We start from the raw sequence: 16,136 nt of genomic DNA, 5'->3' as shown, positions 1-16,136 counted from the left end.
GGAGCGCCCGCCTGGTGCCGGCCGGAGTGCCCCTGCCTGCTGCCGCCGGAGTGCCCGTGCCATTGCCGGCCGGCGGCCCCACGCGCCCCCGGTCAGGTCACCCGGCCCCGGGGATAGCCGCCGTGCCGGGCGGAGGACAGCAGCCCCTTCAGCGTGGCCAGCCAGCCGACAGCGACGAAGCAGGCGCCGATCAGCAGGCCCAGAGGGCCGTTGAGCGGCAGCACGATGCCGACCGCGCCACCGAACACCCACGCCATTTGCAGCAGCGTCTCCGAGCGCGCGAACGCCGAGGTGCGCACCAGCTCCGGCACGTCCCGCTGGATCAGCGCGTCCAGCGCCAGCTTGGCCAGCGCCTGCGCGAACCCGGCGACCGCGGCGAGACACGCCACCAGCACCGCCCCGAAGAACAGCGCCGCGACGATCGCCGTGCCCAGCACCACCGCGACGACCGTCACGATGATGATCTCCGGAGCACGTGATTTCAGCCAGGCCCCCACGGCCGTACCGAGGGCGTTGCCCGCGCCCGCCGCGACCCCGACCAGGCCCAGCGAGACCGCCGCGCTCTCCCCGGTCAGCGGGTGCTCGCGGAGCAGGAACGCGAGGAAGAAGATCAGGAAGCCGGAGAGGCAGCGCAGCGCGGCGTTGGCGCCGAGCGCGTGGGTGACGGCGGGGCCGACGGTCCGCAGCCCCGGCCGCTTCACCTCCTTGCGGTGCGGCCCGTGCAGATGCTGCGCGTCGGCGGCGAGCAGCGCCACGTCCTCGCCCTTGGCCGAGTCGACCTTCGGGGGCAGCGAGAACGACAGGAACGTTCCCGCGACGAAGATGACGAAGGCGCCGTAGAGCGGCCAGGGATCGCCGGCCCGGTGCAGCCCGGCGGCGATCGGTGCGGCCACACCGGTGGCGAGCAGCCCCGCGAGGGTGACCCGGGAGTTGGCCTTCACCAGGGAGAACCGGGGCGGCAGCAGCCGCGGTACGACGGCGCTGCGGACCACGCCGTACGCCTTGGAGGCGACCAGCACACCGAGCGCGGCCGGGTACAGCTGGAGGCTTCCGGTGGCCACGGCGCCCGAGATGACCAGGGCGAGCAGCGCGCGGGCCAGCATCGCGCCGGCCATCGCGGCCCGGCGGCCGTGCGGCAGCCGGTCCAGGAGCGGGCCGATGACGGGGGCGAGGACGGTGAACGGCGCCATGGTGATGGCCAGGTACAGGGCCACCCGGCCGCGCGCCTCGTCGGTCGGCACGGAGAAGAAGACGGTGGAGGCCAGCGCCACGGTGACCATCACGTCCCCGGCGCCGTTCACGGCGTGCAGCTCGATCAGCTTGCCGAGCCCCGACTCGCCCGCTCCGTGCGCGTGCGTCGCCTTGCGGATACCGCGCGCCGCACCGGTGACCGGCAGGTGCAGGGCACGCCCGACGGAACGGACGGCGCCGCCGACCCGGCTCGCCCCGCCCAACCGAACACCACGCCTGTCCGCGGTTGCCACGTGCTTCATAGTGCCCCGAGAAGGCACCGGATAGTGCGCGACGACCCGGACATCCCGGGCGGGGTTTCGGGTCCGGCGGTGACCGGCACGGTTGTGGAGGGGGTGGGAAAACCTGCCGCGTGGCGGTAACGAATCTTGTTCGGTGTAGCGTGCGTATCTCAGCCATAACGCAGAATGGATGGCAGAGGTGCGCCCGAGCGCGCGGATGCAGACGTCGATGCGGTCCCCCGGTCCGCTCCGTCGGACAGCCCGCCGGAGGCAGCCGCACTCGTGGAGACGGCGTAGGAGAGAAGCGATACCTGTGAGCGCAGCGACAACGCGAAGCCGCACCCCCGACCGCCTGTGCGCCGAGGCCGTCGACCTCGCCCGCACCGCCGCCGAGGAGGCGGCCGCGCCCGGGGTGGTCGGCGAGCACGTCGGTCTGGTGTCGGAGGGCGACCGCGTTGTCACGCACTTCTTCGAGTGCAAGGAGCCGGGCTACCGCGGCTGGCGCTGGGCGGCGACGGTGGCTCGCGCCTCCCGCGCCAAGATCGTGACCCTGGACGAGGTGGTCCTCCTCCCCGGCCCCGACGCCCTCCTCGCCCCCGAGTGGGTGCCCTGGAGCGAGCGGCTGCGCCCCGGCGACATGGGCCCCGGCGATCTCCTCCCCACCGACCAGGAGGACCTGCGCCTGGAGCCCGGCTACTCGGGCGAGGACGAGCCGCTGCCGAACTCCCCGGTGTCCGAGGAGATGGCGGAGCTGGCGGAGGCCGAGGACGCGGACGTCGCCCCCGGCGCCCCCGCCGTCCAGCCCACGATTCCGACCCGGGGCTCGATCGCGGCCGTCGCCGAGGAACTGGGCCTGCGCCGCGCCCGGGTGCTGTCCCGGTACGGCCTGCACACCGCCGCCGACCGCTGGGAGGAGGCGTACGGCCCGAAGACGGCCATGGCCCAGGCGGCCCCCGCCTCCTGCGTGTCCTGCGGTTTCCTCAACCCCATCGGCGGCTCGCTGGGCCAGGCCTTCGGCGTGTGCGCCAACGAGTTCTCGCCGGCGGACGGCCGTGTGGTCTCCCTCGCCTACGGCTGCGGCGGCCACTCGGAGGCGGCGGTCATGCCGAAGCCCCCGCAGCCGGCCCCGCCGGTCCTCGACGAGACCCGGGTCGACCCCTTCCCGCTGCGCCCCGCCCGCGACTCGGGCTCGGTCCCGGAGATCGGCGACGAGGAGACGGCGGAGCTGGGCCACTCCTGAGCCCTCCCGCCACCGCGTCCACCTCCTGCACCTTCCTGTCACCGGGCCGTGGAGAAGCACCTCCGCCGGTCCACGGCCCCGGTGGCGGAAACGGCGCATGCCGGACTGCTCGGCGCTCTCCTCTCCGGCGGTACGGCCCCTGGCCCCACCCTGGGCAAGCCCTCGCCGTCCGCGCTGTACCTTCGTCCCCACGTAGGTGAGGAGAGTGAACGTGAGCAAGTACGTGCGTCCGGCTGCCGAGGGCGCCGACCCCTTCGGCACCGCCCGGCTGCGGCGCGGTGTGCTCGACGCCTGGGCCACCAGCCCCGCGCGGTTCCGCGAGGACGCCAACGCGGAGGAGGACCTGGTCCTCGGCGGCTACCGGGACCGTCTCGTCATCGAGCTGGCGCAGAACGCCGCCGACGCCGCCGCCCGGGCGAAGGTGCCGGGGCGGCTGCACCTCACCCTCCGGGACGGGGTCCTCGTGGCCGCCAACACCGGGGCCCCGCTGGACGCGACCGGTGTCGAGTCGCTGTCCACGCTGCGGGCCTCGGCCAAGCGGGACGCCGAGGCGACGCAGGGGGCCGTGGGCCGGTTCGGGGTCGGCTTCGCGGCCGTGCTCTCGGTGACCGACGAGCCGGCGATCGTGGGCCGGCACGGCGGGGTGCGCTGGTCGCTGGCCGAGGCCCGGGAGCTGGCCCGCGACACGGCCCGGCACAGCCCGGGACTCGGCGACGAGGTGCGCCGGCGGGACGGGCATGTGCCGCTGCTCCGGCTGCCGTTCGCCGCCGAGGGCACCGCTCCGCAGCCGTACGACACGGCCGTCATCCTGCCGCTGCGGGACGCGGCGGCCGCCGGTCTCGCCGAGCGGCTGCTGGACGCCGTCGACGACGCCCTGCTGCTCGCCCTGCCGGGGCTGGCCGAGGTCGTGATCGAGGTCGACGGCGCGGCTCCGCGCACCCTGCGCCGGGAGGCCGACGGCGCCGTCACCGTGGTGGCGGACTCGCGGGGCGGCACCACCCGGTGGCGGACCGTCTCCGCGCACGGCCCGCTCACCCCGGATCTGCTCGCCGACCGGCCCGTCGAGGAGCGGCTGCGACCGCACTGGTCGGTGACCTGGGCCGTACCCGAGGACGGTGACGGGCGCCCCGGGCGGCCTCGGACGTCGGCCGTCGTGCACGCGCCCACCCCCAGCGACGAGCCCCTCGGGGTGCCCGCGCTGCTCATCGCCTCGTTCCCGCTGGACACCACCCGCCGGCACGCCGCGCCCGGCCCCCTCACCGACTTCCTGGTGCAGCGGGCCGCCGACGTCTACACCGAACTGCTCGCCGAGTGGCGGCCGGTGACGGACGGGATCATCGACCTGGTCCCCGGGCCGCTGGGCAAGGGCGAGCTGGACGGCGCGCTGCGGCAGGCGATCCTGGAGCGGCTGCCGCGCACCGCCTTCCTGCCCCCGGCGGCCCCGGCCGGGCGGGACGGCGAGAGCGACAGCGAGCTGCCGGTGGCCCTCCGGCCCCGGGACGCCGAGGTCGTGGAGGGCGCCGGGACGGACACCGTCCGGGTGCTCGCCGAGGTGCTGCCCACGCTGCTGCCCGCCGGGCTGGAGCGGCGCGTGGAACTGCGCACCCTCGGTGTCGCCCGGCTGCCCCTGGCCGACGCCGTGGACCGGCTCGCCGGGCTGGAGAAGGACCCGGACTGGTGGTGGCGGCTGTACGACAGCCTCGCCGGGGTCGACCCCGACCGGCTGTCCGGGCTGCCGGTGCCGCTCGCGGACGGGCGGACCACCATCGGGCCCCGCCAGGTGCTGCTGCCCACCCCGGACGGCGCCCGCCTGGACGCGGACGTGCTGGGGCGGCTGGGGCTGAAGGTCGCCCACGAGGACGCCGCCCATCCGCTGCTGGAGAAGCTGGGCGCGCTGCCCGCGACCCCCCGCGCGGTGCTGACCACCCCGCAGGTGCGGGCGGCCGTCGCCGCCTCGCTGGACGAGGACGGCGGGATCGGCGGGTGGGAGGAGGACGCCCCGGACGCCGAGGAGCTGGCGGACACCGTGCTCTCCCTGGTCCGGGACGCCGGCCTGGAGCCGGGTGACGAGCCCTGGCTGGGCGCCCTGGCGCTGCCCGACGAGGACGGGGAACTGGCTCCGGCCGGTGAGCTGGTGTATCCCGGCAGCGCCTTCGCCCGGGTGATCCGCGAGGGTGAACTGGCCGCCGTCGACCAGGAGTTGGCGGAGCGCTGGGGGGAGCAGCCGCTGACCGCGTGCGGGGTGCTCGCGAACTTCGCGCTGGTGCGGGCCACCGATGTGGTCCTCGACCCGGACGAGCTGGAGCCCCGGGAGGGCGACTACGCCGAGCCGGACGACGCCGGGCTGCTGGACGCCGTGGACGTGTGGTGCGAGGACATCCTCGACCGGTTCCCGGACAGTCCGGTGCCCCCGGTCGCCACCGAACTCGTCGCCGTCCGCGACCTGGACCTCGTCGACGACGACCGCTGGCCGGAGGCGCTCGGGCTGCTCGCCCGGCCGCCGCTGCGCGACGCCCTCACCCAGCCGGTCCGCATCCTGCTGCACGACGGCACCCATGAGGTCGTACGGCCGTACACCGCGTGGTGGCTGCGCGGGCACCCGGTGCTCGACGGGCGCCGGCCGGCGGGTCTGCTCGCCGCCGGCGGGGACCCGCTGCTGCGGGGCCTGTACGACGAGGCCGACGCCACCGGGTTCGAGGACGAGCAGGTGCTGCGGGCGCTCGGGGTGCGCACCTCCGTCGGCGCGCTGCTGGACGAGCCGGGCGGGGCCGCCGAGCTGCTGGACCGGATGGCCGACCCGGAGCGGACCGTCACCCCGGCCCAACTGCACGCCCTGTACGGCGCGTTGGCCGAGCTGGACCCCGAGCAGGTGACCCTGCCGGACGAGCTGCGGGCCGTGGTCGACGGGCGGGTGGCGGTCGTGGACGCGGGGGAGGCGGTCGTGGTCGACTCGCCCGACCTGCTGCCGTTCACCTCCGGGGTGCCGCTGCTGCCGGTGCGGCCGTCCCGCGCCGCCGACCTGGCCGAGCTGTTCCAGGTGCGCAGGCTGAGCGAGTCCGTCACCGGCGCGGTCGACTCCGAGGGCGCCGAGCACGACGTACCGGAGCCGGTGCGGGTGCTGCTCGGGCCGCGTACCCCCGAGCGGTACGTCGAGCACGAGGAGCTGGTCGTGGACGGCGTGGAGATCGACTGGCGGCTGACCGACGACGGGGTGCTGCACGCGGCCACCCTGGAGGGCGTCGCCGCCGGGCTGGCCTGGGCGGCGGGGCAGTGGCCGCGCCGGTTCGAGGTGGCCGCGTTGCTGGAGGACCCGTCCCGCACCGAGGAGCTGGCCCGCGACCGCTGGTTCGACTGAGCTGCCGAGGAGGGAAAGGGCGCAAAACGGAGCCCTTTCCCTCACTTGTGCAATGGATCAGTAATTCGAGCCCAAAATCGCATCCCGGGGGGCTCCTCTCGTACAACCAAGCGCATCCCCCGCGGGTCTCGTCCCGCGAGTCGACCGACTCCTAGGACACTCCTCCCTCCAGGGGAACGCACATGCGCATTCGTGCCACCGTGGCCGCCGTCTCCGGCGCCCTGGCCCTCTCCGCCCTCGCCGTGGCGGGGGCGCGCCCGCCCCCGGCCCCCCCCCCCCCGCGCCGCCCCCCCCCCCCCGCCCCCCCCCCCCGACGGCACGCCGTACACGCTGGACGCCCACTTCTCGAACGTCTCGATCGCCAAGGCGATCAAGGTCGGCACCAGCAGCGAGGTCAGCGCCAAGTACACCTACACGCTGACGCACGGCGCCGACGTGGACATCCACGCGAGCGACTTCCACACGGACGTCTTCCTCTACCACGGCAGCTACACCGACACCGCCCCCGAGCTGGACGGCGACGACTGGGCCACCTGCACGGACGTCACGTCGACCACGGCCACCTGCACGGGGTACATCAACATCTACCCGGCCGACGGCGACCTGAAGATCGCCTGGGCGGGCAGCTGGAACGTGGCCGCCGAGGCCATCGCCTTCAACGGCCAGGACGAGCAGAACCCCGCCGACATGAGCAAGGTCGGCTACACGGACGACAGCAGCCTCGGCACCACCCTGGTGCAGCGCTACTCCAAGCAGACCGTCGCCGCCAGCTCGACCTCGGTCTACAAGGGCAAGACCTTCACCGCCTCGGGCAAGCTCTCCCGCGCCGACTGGGACGACCACCTGTACCACGGCTACGCCAACCAGCCGGTCAAGCTCCAGTTCCGCAAGGCCGGCACCACCACGTACACCACCGTCAAGACCGTGTACACCGACTCCTACGGCAACCTGAAGACCAGCGCCACCGCGAACTACAGCGGCTACTGGCGCTACAGCTTCGCCGGCACCTCCACCACCCCGGCGGCCACCGCCACGGGCGTGTACGTCGGCGTGAAGTAACCCCCTTCCGGGCACCTCACTCGGGAACGCGGCGGTCGACCCACTTCCAGGCACCCTCCAGGGCGGCCGCCGCCAGCACCGCGATGCCCACGGCGGTCCACGGCATCGCCAGCCCCACCAGCCTCAGCGCGAAGAACTCCTGGAGCGCCGGGACGGCGAGGACCAGCAGGAACGCCACGCCCATCGCCGCCACCAGGACCACCCGCCACCAGGTGTAGGGGCGGGCGACGATCGCCAGGACCCACATGGAGACCAGAAACAGGGTCAGCGTGGCCGCGCTGGTCTCCGCGTCCAGCCGGCCGGGGCCGGTGTAGTAGTGCCGGGCGGTCAGATACGTCACGAAGGTCGCCAGGCCCGCCACCAGCCCGCCCGGCACCGCGTACCGCATGACCCGGCGCACGAAGTGCGGTCTCGCCCGCTCCCGGTTGGGGGCCAGGGCCAGGAAGAAGGCCGGGACGCCGATGGTGAGCGTGGACAGCAGCGTCAGATGCCGGGGCAGGAACGGGTACTCCACCTGCCAGCAGACCACCAGCACCGCCAGCAGCACCGAGTACACCGTCTTGACCAGGAACAGCGTCGCCACCCGCGTGATGTTGCCGATCACCCGGCGGCCCTCGCCGACCACCGAGGGCAGGCTCGCGAAACTGTTGTCCAGCAGCACGATCTGCGCCACCGCGCGCGTGGCCTCCGCGCCCGACCCCATGGCCACCCCGATGTCGGCGTCCTTCAGGGCGAGGACGTCGTTCACGCCGTCGCCGGTCATCGCGACCGTGTGCCCGCACGACTGGAGCGCGCCGACCATGTCCCGCTTCTGCCGTGGGGTGACCCGCCCGAAGACGGTGCCCGCCTCCAGCGCCCGGGCCATCCCCGCCGGGTCGGCCGGCAGCCGCCGCGCGTCCACGGCCGACCCGTCGAGCCCCAGCTTGGCCGCGACCGCGCCCACCGACACCGCGTTGTCCCCGGAGACGACCTTGGCGCGGACGTCCTGCTCGGCGAAGTAGCGCAAGGTGTCGGCCGCGTCGGGCCGCAGCCGCTGTTCCAGCACCACCAGGGCGGTGGGCCGGGCACCCCGGGCCGGCTCGGGGTCGTCCAGCTCCCGGGCGGCCCGGGCCAGCAGCAGCACCCTGAGCCCCTGCTCGTTGAGCCGCTCGGTCTCGGCCAGCGCGGGGTCCCCGTCGCCGAGCAGCACGTCCGGGGCGCCGAGCAGCCAGGTACTGGTCTCGCCGTCGCCCTCGCTGAACGCGGCCCCGCTGTACTTGCGGGCCGAGGAGAACGGCAGCGACTCCACACAGCGCCAGTCCTCGCTGTCCGGGCAGGCGTCGATGATCGCCTGGAGGGAGGCGTTGGGGCGCGGGTCGGACTCGCCGAGCGCGCCGAGCACCTGCCGTACGTACGGCTCCTCCGCCCCGTCCAGCGGCCGCAGCTCGGTGACGTCCATGCCGCCCTCGGTGAGCGTGCCGGTCTTGTCCAGGCAGACGGTGTCGACCCGGGCCAGCCCCTCGATGGCGGGCAGCTCCTGCACCAGGCACTGCTGCCGGCCCAGCCGGATGACACCGACCGCGAAGGCGACGGAGGTGAGCAGGACCAGCCCCTCCGGGACCATCGGCACGATCCCGCCGACGGTGCGGGCCACCGAGTCCTTCAGATCGTTGCTCTTGACCACGAGCTGGGTGACCACGAGCCCGATCGCGGCCGGGACCATCATCCAGGTGACGTACTTGAGGATCGTGGAGATGCCGGTGCGCAGCTCGGAGTGGACCAGGGTGAAGCGGGAGGCCTCCTCGGCGAGCTGGGCGGCGTAGGCCTCCCGGCCGACCTTGGTCGCCTGGTAGGCGCCGCCGCCCGCGACGACGAAGCTGCCGGACAGGACGGCGGCACCGGGGCGTTTCACCACCGGGTCGGCCTCGCCGGTGAGCAGCGACTCGTCGATCTCCAGCCCCTCGGCCTCCACGCAGACGCCGTCCACGACGACCTTGTCGCCGGGCCCGATCTCCAGCAGGTCGCCGAGGACGATCTCACGGGTGGGGATCTCCACGGCGGTGCCGTCGCGCCGTACGGTCGGCCGCGTCTCCCCGATCACCGCGAGCGAGTCCAGGGTCTGCTTGGCCCGCCACTCCTGGATGATGCCGATGCCGGTGTTGGCGAGGATCACGAAGCCGAAGAGGCTGTCCTGGATCGGCGCCACGAAGAGCGTGATCAGCCACAGCACGCCGATGATCGCGTTGAACCGGGTGAACACGTTCGCCCGGACGATCTCCCCGAGTGACCGGCTGCTGCGCACCGGTATGTCGTTGACCTGCCCGCGCGCCCGCCGCTCGGCCACCTCGGCCCCGGTCAGCCCGGCCGGCCCGGTCGCCGGCGGGGCCACCGGATGCACGGGGTCCAGCTCGGCGCCCGCGTCTGTGTGGGTCATGCATTCGACGGTACGTACAGATCCGCCGGGCCGCCCACCGATGGCGTCACTCGGCCGGGGCAGCGGTCCTCTTGATCGCCGCGTCCCGTTTGATCGCCGCGTCCCGCCTGCGGACGTACCAGACGCCGATCAGGCCCAGCCCGCCGCCGGCCAGGCAGGTCCACAGCCACCAGGTGTGGTGGTGGTCCGTGAACCAGCCGTAGAAGGGGAGCTGCACCAGGAAGAGGACGAACCACACGATGGTGCCGCCGGTGATCGTGGCGACCACGGGCCCCTCCAGGGGCTCCGGCGCCTCGTGCTTGGGGGTCCACTTAGCCATGGGCACAGCTTAAGCCGACCGGCTCTCTCTCTTGCTGGACGTATCTACGCGCGGAGATAGCGATCTGCGGCTCATACGTTCATACTGAAACCGTTTGTCTTTGACCGCTTCTGTTCGTATGAAACGCCAACGAGGCTCGGGGGAACCCTCTTGGTGATGAGGTCTCGCATGTCCACCTCGGCACCTGCCAAGGTCCCCACCCCCGGCAAGCCGGACGGGGCGCCCGCTCAGAGCGCTCTCGACCGCTACTTCAAGATCTCCGAGCGCGGCAGCTCCGTCGTCCGGGAGATCCGTGGCGGTTTCGCCACCTTCTTTGCGATGGCGTACATCATCGTGCTGAACCCGATCATCCTGGGCAGCGCGAAGGACATGTACGGCCACCACCTGGACAACGGCCAGCTGGTGACCGCCACCGCGCTGACGGCCGCCTTCACCACCCTCCTCATGGGCGTCATCGGCAACGTCCCGATCGCGTGCGCCGCCGGCCTCGGCGTGAACTCCGTGGTCGCGCTCCAGCTGGCGCCCCGGATGACCTGGCCGGACGCGATGGGCATGGTCGTCCTGGCCGGCTTCGTGGTGATGCTGCTCGTGGCCACCGGTCTGCGGGAGCGCGTGATGAACGCGGTGCCGTTCGGTCTGCGCAAGGCGATCTCGATCGGTATCGGCCTGTTCATCATGCTGATCGGTCTGGTCGACTCCGGTTTCGTCAGCCGTATCCCGGACGCCGCCCAGACCACCGTCCCGCTCCAGCTCGGCACGGGCGGTCATCTGCTCGGCTGGCCGGTGCTGATCTTCATCCTCGGTGCGCTGCTGACCTTCGCGCTGATCGTCCGCAAGGTGCCGGGCGCGATCCTGATCTCGATCGTCGGCATGACCGTCCTCGCGATGATCATCGACGCCGTCGCCAAGGTGCCGTCCTGGGGCCTGACGGTCCCGAAGTGGCCCGGCAACCCGGTCGCCAGCCCCGACTTCGGCCTGGTCGGCAAGGTCAGCCTGTTCGGCGGCTTCTCCAAGGTCGGCGTGCTGACCGGCGTCCTCTTCGTCTTCACGGTCCTGCTGTCGAGCTTCTTCGACGCGATGGGCACGATCATGGGCGTCAGCGACGAGGCCAAGCTGACCGACGCCCAGGGCTACATGCCCGGCATCAACAAGGTCCTCTTCGTCGACGGCCTCGCGGTCGCGGCGGGCGGCGCCAGCTCCGCCTCGGCCAACACCGCGTTCGTGGAGTCCACGGCCGGTGTCGGCGAGGGCGCCCGCACGGGCCTCGCGAACGTGGTCACCGGCGCGCTCTTCGCCGTCGCCCTGTTCCTCACCCCGGTCGCCACGATGGTCCCGTCCCAGGCGGCCACCCCGGCGCTGATCGCGGTCGGCTTCCTGATCCTGTCCAACTCGATCAAGGAGATCGACTGGGCGGACTACACGATCGCGATCCCGGCCTTCGTGACGATGCTGATGATGCCGTTCACCTACTCGATCACGAACGGCATCGGCATGGGCTTCATCACCTTCGTGGTGCTGCGCCTGGTCGCCGGACGCGGCCGGGAGATCCCGGTCCCGATGTACGTCGTCTCGGCGGTCTTCGCCTTCTTCTACCTGATGCCGGCCCTGGGTCTGACCTGACCCGCTCCCTACGGCGTCAGGTGACCCCGTAGAACCTCTCCGTCTCCTCGACGGCGGTCTGGAACCGCTCGTCGAAGTCGTCCCGGATGAGCGTGCGGACCACATAGTCCTGCACGCTCATTCCTCTTTTCGCCGCGTGATGCCGGAGCCGTTCGAGCAGCTCCCCGTCTATCCGCAGGCTGAGCACACTGGTCGCCATGCGTACGAGGGTCGCCACACCCGGCCGTCCACTGTGTTCCTTTCCGGAACCGTGTCACCCATACGGGTGATCAAAGGGTTCAGTGGCGGGTGTCACGGGCATTCACGCGCGTCCCGGTGGTCCTTAGTCAGGGTAATGAGTTACTCTAAAGAACATGCAGGACCTCACCCATGGCGACGACGCGGCCGCCGTGAACTCACTCCGCTCCGCCGTGATGCGGCTGTCCCGTCGCCTCAAGCACCAGCGGGTCGACGAGTCGCTGAGCCCCACCGAGATGTCGGTGCTCGGCACCCTGGCCCGCTGCGGCAGCGCCACCCCGGGCGAGCTCGCCCGCAAGGAACACGTCCAGCCGCCGTCGATGACCCGCATCGTCGCACTGCTGGAGGCCAAGGGGCTGGTCCGGCTGGAGCCGCACCCCGAGGACCGGCGTCAGAAGGTCGTCACCCAGACCGAGCAGGCCGAGGCCATGCTCGAGGAGAGCCGCCGCAAGCGGAACGCATTCCTCGCCGGTCTGGTCGAAGGCCTGGACGACGAGGAGTGGGCGACCCTGCGCGCCGCCGCCCCGGTCCTGGAGAAGCTCGCACACCTGTAAGCGCGGCCTGAGGAGGCGAACCCTTTTGAGTACGGGACCCGGAACACCTTCCGCCCCCGCACCGACCACCCACAACCCCCGCACGTCCTCGATGTTCAGCTCGCTGAGGATCCGGAACTACCGCCTCTTCTTCCTCGGCCAGGTCGTCTCCAACACCGGCACCTGGATGCAGCGCATCGCCCAGGACTGGCTGGTCCTGAGCCTCACCGGCTCCTCCGCGGCCGTGGGCATCACCACCGCCCTCCAGTTCCTGCCGATGCTCCTCCTCGGCCTGTACGGCGGCGTCCTCGTCGACCGCCTGCCCAAGCGCCCGACGCTGCTGGTGACCCAGACGGCGATGGCCCTGACCGGCCTCGCGCTCGCCTTCCTGACCCTGTCCGGCCATGTCCAGGTCTGGCACGTCTACGTCGCCGCCCTCGCCGTCGGCCTCGCCACCGTGGTCGACAACCCGGCCCGCCAGTCCTTCGTCTCCGAGATGGTCGGCCCCGAGCAGCTCCAGAACGCGGTCAGCCTCAACTCGGCGAACTTCCAGTCCGCCCGTCTCGTCGGCCCCGCCGTCGCCGGTCTCCTGATCACCGGCGTGGGCACCGGCTGGGCGTTCCTCGCCAACGGCCTGTCCTTCGCCGCGCCCATCGCCGGCCTGCTGCTGATGCGCGCCCGCGAACTGCACGTGGTCGAGCGCGCGCCGCGCGGCAAGGGCCAGCTGCGGGAAGGGCTGCGCTATGTGGCCGGCCGGCCGGAGCTGGTCTGGCCGATCGTCCTGGTCGGCTTCATCGGCACCTTCGGCTTCAACTTCCCGGTCTGGCTCACCGCCTACGCGGACCACATATTCCACGCCGGCGCCGGCTCCTACAGCCTCTTCAACACCCTGATGGCCGCCGGCTCCCTGTGCGGCGCCCTGCTGGCCGCCCGCCGTGGCACGGCCCGGCTGCGCGTCCTGATCGCCGCCGCGCTGGCCTTCGGCGTCCTGGAGACCGTGGCCGCGCTGGCCCCGTCGTACTGGCTGTTCGCGCTCCTCATGGTGCCGATCGGCATCGCCGGCCTCACGGTCAACGTCACCGCGAACACCGCGGTGCAGATGGCCACCGACCCCGCCATGCGGGGCCGGGTGATGGCCCTGTTCATGATGGTCTTCATGGGCGGCACACCGCTGGGCGCGCCGATCGTCGGCTGGATCACCGACACCTACGGCCCCCGGGTGGGCTTCGCCTGCGGCGGCCTCATCTCGGCGGGCGCCGCGGTCGCCATCGGCCTGATCCTCACCCGGGTCGGCGGCCTCCGGGTATCGCTCCGCTGGCATCGCGGCCACCCCCGCCTGCACTTCATCCCGAAGGAGGAGCTGGCGGCGGCCGCCTGAGGGGGGCTGCGGCTCGGATGCCGGGTGCGGGTAGCTGCGGGCCGGTCGCGCAGTTCCCCGCGCCCCTTCGGGCGCGCTAGCTGCGGGCAGTCGTGCCGCTGGGGGCGGCACGGGTGGGCGCAGCGGCACCCCGCAAGCGCGGGTGAGCGGAACACCCCCCGGCCAGCCACAGCACACGGCACCCGGCAAGCCAAGTCCGCTACAGCACCCTCTTCGCCAGCACCTGCCCCGGCCACGCCTCCTCGCCCACCGTGAACGCCTCGGTCCGGATGAACCCGTTGCCCTCGTAGTAGGCGACCAGCTTCCCGTCGTCCCCCGCATAACAGTCCACCCGCAGCAAGGACACCCCGGCCCGCCGCGTCTCCTCCGCCGCGTGCGCGAGCAGCGCCGCCCCCGCACCCCGCCCCCTGAACCGCCGGTCGGTGGCGAAGAGGTGGATGTACCGCTCGGGCTCGTCGGCGGGCTCCAGATAGGCCCCCGGGCGCTTGCTCAGGGTCAGCGTGGCGGCCGGCGTGCCGTCTATCTCGGCGATGTACGGGGTGCCCTCGGCGGCGTACCGGTGCACCAGCTCCACGGCCCGCTCGTTCGTCGACCACGGCTCGGTCCCCCACTGCCCGGTCCGCCCCTGTGAGACGAGCCACTCCACGGCGCTGTCGAGCATGCCGAGGATGAGGGGAGCGTCGTCGGGGCCACCGGTGCGGATGCTGATCGTCATGGGCCCATCCTGCCCGCGCCGTCATGGGGAGGCGACGGCATTTCGGTCTGGGATGGTGAGGGCATGAGACTCTTCGCCGCCGTACTGCCCCCGGAGGACGTCACCCGCCAACTCGCCGCCGAAGTGGACCGGTTGAAGCAGCTGCCGGGTGCCGCCGGCCTGCGCTGGACGGGCCGCCCCGGCTGGCACTTCACCCTCGCCTTCTACGGCGAGGTCGCCGACGATCTCGTACCGGACCTGTCGGACCGGCTGGCCCGCGCGGCCCACCGTACGGACCCCTTCGAGCTGGCCCTCTCCGGCGGGGGCCAGTTCGGGCAGGGCCGGGCGCTGTGGACCGGGGCGTCGGGCGGGGTGGAGGCGCTGCGCCTGCTGGCCGACCGCGCCGAGGCGGCGGCCCGCAAGGCGGGCGTGCCGATGGGCGAACACCGCCGCTACAAGGCCCACCTGACGCTGGCCAGGAGCCGGGAGGCGGTCGACGTACGGTCGTATGTGCAGCTCCTGCGCGAGTTCACCTCAGACACCTGGACCGTGACCGGCCTGGCCCTGGTGCGCAGCAACCTGCCCCGGTCCGGAGTGCCGGGGGAACAGCCCCGGTACGAGGCGGTCGCCCGCTGGGCACTGGGCGGGGCCGGTTAGGCTCGATGGCGTGGACCCGAAGACGCGGAACCGGATCATGGCCGGTGTGTTGGTGTTGATGTTCGCGGTCGTCGCCTTGGCGTCGGCCGTCAGGTAGCGCCCGGGGGCCTGCGGGGCCGCATCTCGCATGCGCCCCCGCGCCCCCGTGCACCCTCGGTCACCAGGCGAAGGCCTCCGGCGACGGTCCCGGCCCCGGGAAGATCTCGTCCAGGCCGGCCAGCACCTCCTCGCTCAGCTCCAGCTCGACCGCCCGCAGCGCGGACTCCAGCTGCTCGGCGGTGCGCGGGCCGACGATCGGGCCGGTCACCGCGGGCCGGGTGAGCAGCCAGGCCAGGGCGGCCTCGCCGGGCTCCAGGCCGTGCTTGTCGAGGAGATCCTCGTACGACTGGACCCGGGCGCGGGCGGCCGGGTCGGCGAGGACCTGGGCGGCCCGCCCGGAGGCCCGGCGCGCGCCCTGCCCCTCCTTCTTGATCACCCCGCCGAGCAGGCCGCCGTGCAGCGGGGACCAGGGGATGACCCCGAGGCCGTACTCCTGCGCGGCCGGGAGCACCTCCATCTCGGCGCGCCGCTCGTAGAGGTTGTACAGGCACTGCTCGCTGACCAGGCCGAGGGTGCCGCCGCGGCGGGCGGCGGTCTCGTTGGCCTGGGCGATCTTGTAGCCGGGGAAGTTGGAGGAGCCGGCGTAGAGGATCTTGCCCTGCTGGACCAGGACGTCGATGGCCTGCCAGATCTCCTCGAAGGGGGTGTTCCGGTCGATGTGGTGGAACTGGTAGACGTCGATGTGGTCGGTCCGCAGCCGCTTCAGACTGGCGTCGACGGCCCGCCGGATGTTGAGGGCGGAGAGCTTGTCGTGGTTGGGCCAGACGTCGTCGCCGTCCGCGCCCATGTGCGCGTACACCTTGGTGGCGAGCACGACCTTGTCGCGCCGTCCGCCGCCCTGGGCGAACCAGTTGCCGATGATGCTCTCGGTCCGGCCCTTGTTCTCGCCCCATCCGTAGACGTTGGCGGTGTCGAAGAAGTTGATGCCCGCGTCCAGCGCCGCGTCCATGATGGCGTGGCTGTCGGCCTCCTCGGTCTGCGGACCGAAGTTCATCGTCCCGAGGACGAGCCGGCTGACCTTGAGCCCCGTGCGTCCAAGCTGCGTGTACTTCATGGTCCA

Annotated in this window: 13 protein-coding genes; 7 read left to right on the top strand and 6 right to left on the bottom strand. The window is 72.6% G+C overall.

Annotated features, from left to right (window positions below):
- Nucleotides 1-92 precede the first annotated feature (92 nt).
- A complete protein-coding gene (locus tag ACFVIU_RS11430; RefSeq protein WP_385842071.1) occupies nt 93-1,493 on the bottom strand; it encodes an MFS transporter in 1,401 nt (466 codons plus the stop codon).
- 292 nt (nt 1,494-1,785) lie between these two features.
- On the opposite strand from ACFVIU_RS11430, the gene ACFVIU_RS11425 reads away from it, so the two are divergent.
- The 3 genes from ACFVIU_RS11425 to ACFVIU_RS11415 all read left to right on the top strand — a co-directional run bounded on the left by ACFVIU_RS11425 (nt 1,786) and on the right by ACFVIU_RS11415 (nt 7,126).
- Nucleotides 1,786-2,712 carry a DUF3027 domain-containing protein gene (locus ACFVIU_RS11425; RefSeq protein WP_385842070.1) on the top strand — a complete coding sequence of 309 codons (927 nt, stop codon included), beginning with the start codon at nt 1,786-1,788 and terminating at the stop codon, nt 2,710-2,712.
- A 211-nt stretch (nt 2,713-2,923) separates the two neighbouring features.
- Nucleotides 2,924-6,067: a sacsin N-terminal ATP-binding-like domain-containing protein gene (locus tag ACFVIU_RS11420; protein ID WP_385842069.1), complete on the top strand. Its 3,144-nt coding sequence runs from the start codon at nt 2,924-2,926 to the stop codon at nt 6,065-6,067.
- Between the two features lie 435 nt (nt 6,068-6,502).
- The gene (locus tag ACFVIU_RS11415) at nt 6,503-7,126 is read left to right on the top strand and encodes a hypothetical protein (RefSeq protein WP_385842067.1); all 624 of its coding nucleotides are present in this window, start codon (nt 6,503-6,505) and stop codon (nt 7,124-7,126) included.
- Nucleotides 7,127-7,142: 16 nt separating this feature from the next.
- On the opposite strand, the gene ACFVIU_RS11410 is transcribed toward ACFVIU_RS11415, so the two are convergent.
- Together ACFVIU_RS11410 and ACFVIU_RS11405 are read right to left on the bottom strand one after the other, a co-directional pair.
- Complete coding sequence (locus ACFVIU_RS11410) at nt 7,143-9,539, bottom strand: cation-translocating P-type ATPase (RefSeq protein WP_385842066.1); 2,397 nt, start codon at nt 9,537-9,539, stop codon at nt 7,143-7,145.
- A gap of 46 nt (nt 9,540-9,585) precedes the next feature.
- On the bottom strand, nt 9,586-9,858 hold the full coding sequence (locus tag ACFVIU_RS11405) for a DUF2530 domain-containing protein (RefSeq protein ID WP_385842065.1): 273 nt from the start codon (nt 9,856-9,858) through the stop codon (nt 9,586-9,588).
- A gap of 168 nt (nt 9,859-10,026) precedes the next feature.
- On the opposite strand from ACFVIU_RS11405, the gene ACFVIU_RS11400 reads away from it, so the two are divergent.
- Complete coding sequence (locus tag ACFVIU_RS11400; RefSeq protein WP_385842064.1) at nt 10,027-11,478, top strand: NCS2 family permease; 1,452 nt, start codon at nt 10,027-10,029, stop codon at nt 11,476-11,478.
- 16 nt (nt 11,479-11,494) lie between these two features.
- Here ACFVIU_RS11400 and ACFVIU_RS11395 read toward each other — a convergent pair whose 3' ends face one another.
- Nucleotides 11,495-11,677 (bottom strand): ribbon-helix-helix protein, CopG family, encoded by a 183-nt coding sequence (locus ACFVIU_RS11395; protein ID WP_385842063.1) that lies wholly within the window; start codon nt 11,675-11,677, stop codon nt 11,495-11,497.
- 154 nt (nt 11,678-11,831) lie between these two features.
- Here ACFVIU_RS11395 and ACFVIU_RS11390 point away from each other — a divergent pair, with 154 nt between their 5' ends.
- Nucleotides 11,832-12,269, top strand: a complete 438-nt coding sequence (locus ACFVIU_RS11390; protein WP_385842062.1) for a MarR family winged helix-turn-helix transcriptional regulator — start codon at nt 11,832-11,834, stop codon at nt 12,267-12,269.
- A 25-nt stretch (nt 12,270-12,294) separates the two neighbouring features.
- Nucleotides 12,295-13,626, top strand: a complete 1,332-nt coding sequence (locus ACFVIU_RS11385) for an MFS transporter (RefSeq protein WP_385842061.1) — start codon at nt 12,295-12,297, stop codon at nt 13,624-13,626.
- A gap of 199 nt (nt 13,627-13,825) precedes the next feature.
- Here ACFVIU_RS11385 and ACFVIU_RS11380 read toward each other — a convergent pair whose 3' ends face one another.
- A complete protein-coding gene (locus ACFVIU_RS11380) occupies nt 13,826-14,341 on the bottom strand; it encodes a GNAT family N-acetyltransferase (protein WP_385842059.1) in 516 nt (171 codons plus the stop codon).
- Between the two features lie 63 nt (nt 14,342-14,404).
- Between ACFVIU_RS11380 and thpR the strand changes: the two genes are divergently transcribed.
- Nucleotides 14,405-14,977, top strand: a complete 573-nt coding sequence (gene thpR, locus ACFVIU_RS11375; RefSeq protein ID WP_385842058.1) for an RNA 2',3'-cyclic phosphodiesterase — start codon at nt 14,405-14,407, stop codon at nt 14,975-14,977.
- A gap of 157 nt (nt 14,978-15,134) precedes the next feature.
- Here the strand turns inward: thpR and ACFVIU_RS11370 are convergent, their stop codons facing one another.
- On the bottom strand, nt 15,135-16,130 hold the full coding sequence (locus ACFVIU_RS11370; RefSeq protein ID WP_385842057.1) for an aldo/keto reductase: 996 nt from the start codon (nt 16,128-16,130) through the stop codon (nt 15,135-15,137).
- Nucleotides 16,131-16,136 lie beyond the last annotated feature (6 nt).

The organism is Streptomyces sp. NPDC127190, from assembly GCF_042672505.1.
Lineage (GTDB): Bacteria > Actinomycetota > Actinomycetes > Streptomycetales > Streptomycetaceae > Streptomyces.
This window is presented reverse-complemented; position numbering and strand designations above follow the sequence as displayed.

Bases quoted from the DNA above. Each gene is read 5' to 3' on its own strand.
- ACFVIU_RS11430 (WP_385842071.1), bottom strand. From the start codon at position 1,493: ATGAAGCACGTGGCAACCGCGGACAGGCGTGGTGTTCGGTTGGGCGGG.
- ACFVIU_RS11410 (WP_385842066.1), bottom strand. From the start codon at position 9,539: ATGACCCACACAGACGCGGGCGCCGAGCTGGACCCCGTGCATCCGGTG.
- ACFVIU_RS11405 (WP_385842065.1), bottom strand. From the start codon at position 9,858: ATGGCTAAGTGGACCCCCAAGCACGAGGCGCCGGAGCCCCTGGAGGGG.
- ACFVIU_RS11400 (WP_385842064.1), top strand. From the start codon at position 10,027: ATGTCCACCTCGGCACCTGCCAAGGTCCCCACCCCCGGCAAGCCGGAC.
- ACFVIU_RS11395 (WP_385842063.1), bottom strand. From the start codon at position 11,677: ATGGCGACCAGTGTGCTCAGCCTGCGGATAGACGGGGAGCTGCTCGAA.
- ACFVIU_RS11390 (WP_385842062.1), top strand. From the start codon at position 11,832: ATGCAGGACCTCACCCATGGCGACGACGCGGCCGCCGTGAACTCACTC.
- ACFVIU_RS11380 (WP_385842059.1), bottom strand. From the start codon at position 14,341: ATGACGATCAGCATCCGCACCGGTGGCCCCGACGACGCTCCCCTCATC.
- thpR (WP_385842058.1), top strand. From the start codon at position 14,405: ATGAGACTCTTCGCCGCCGTACTGCCCCCGGAGGACGTCACCCGCCAA.
- ACFVIU_RS11370 (WP_385842057.1), bottom strand. From the start codon at position 16,130: ATGAAGTACACGCAGCTTGGACGCACGGGGCTCAAGGTCAGCCGGCTC.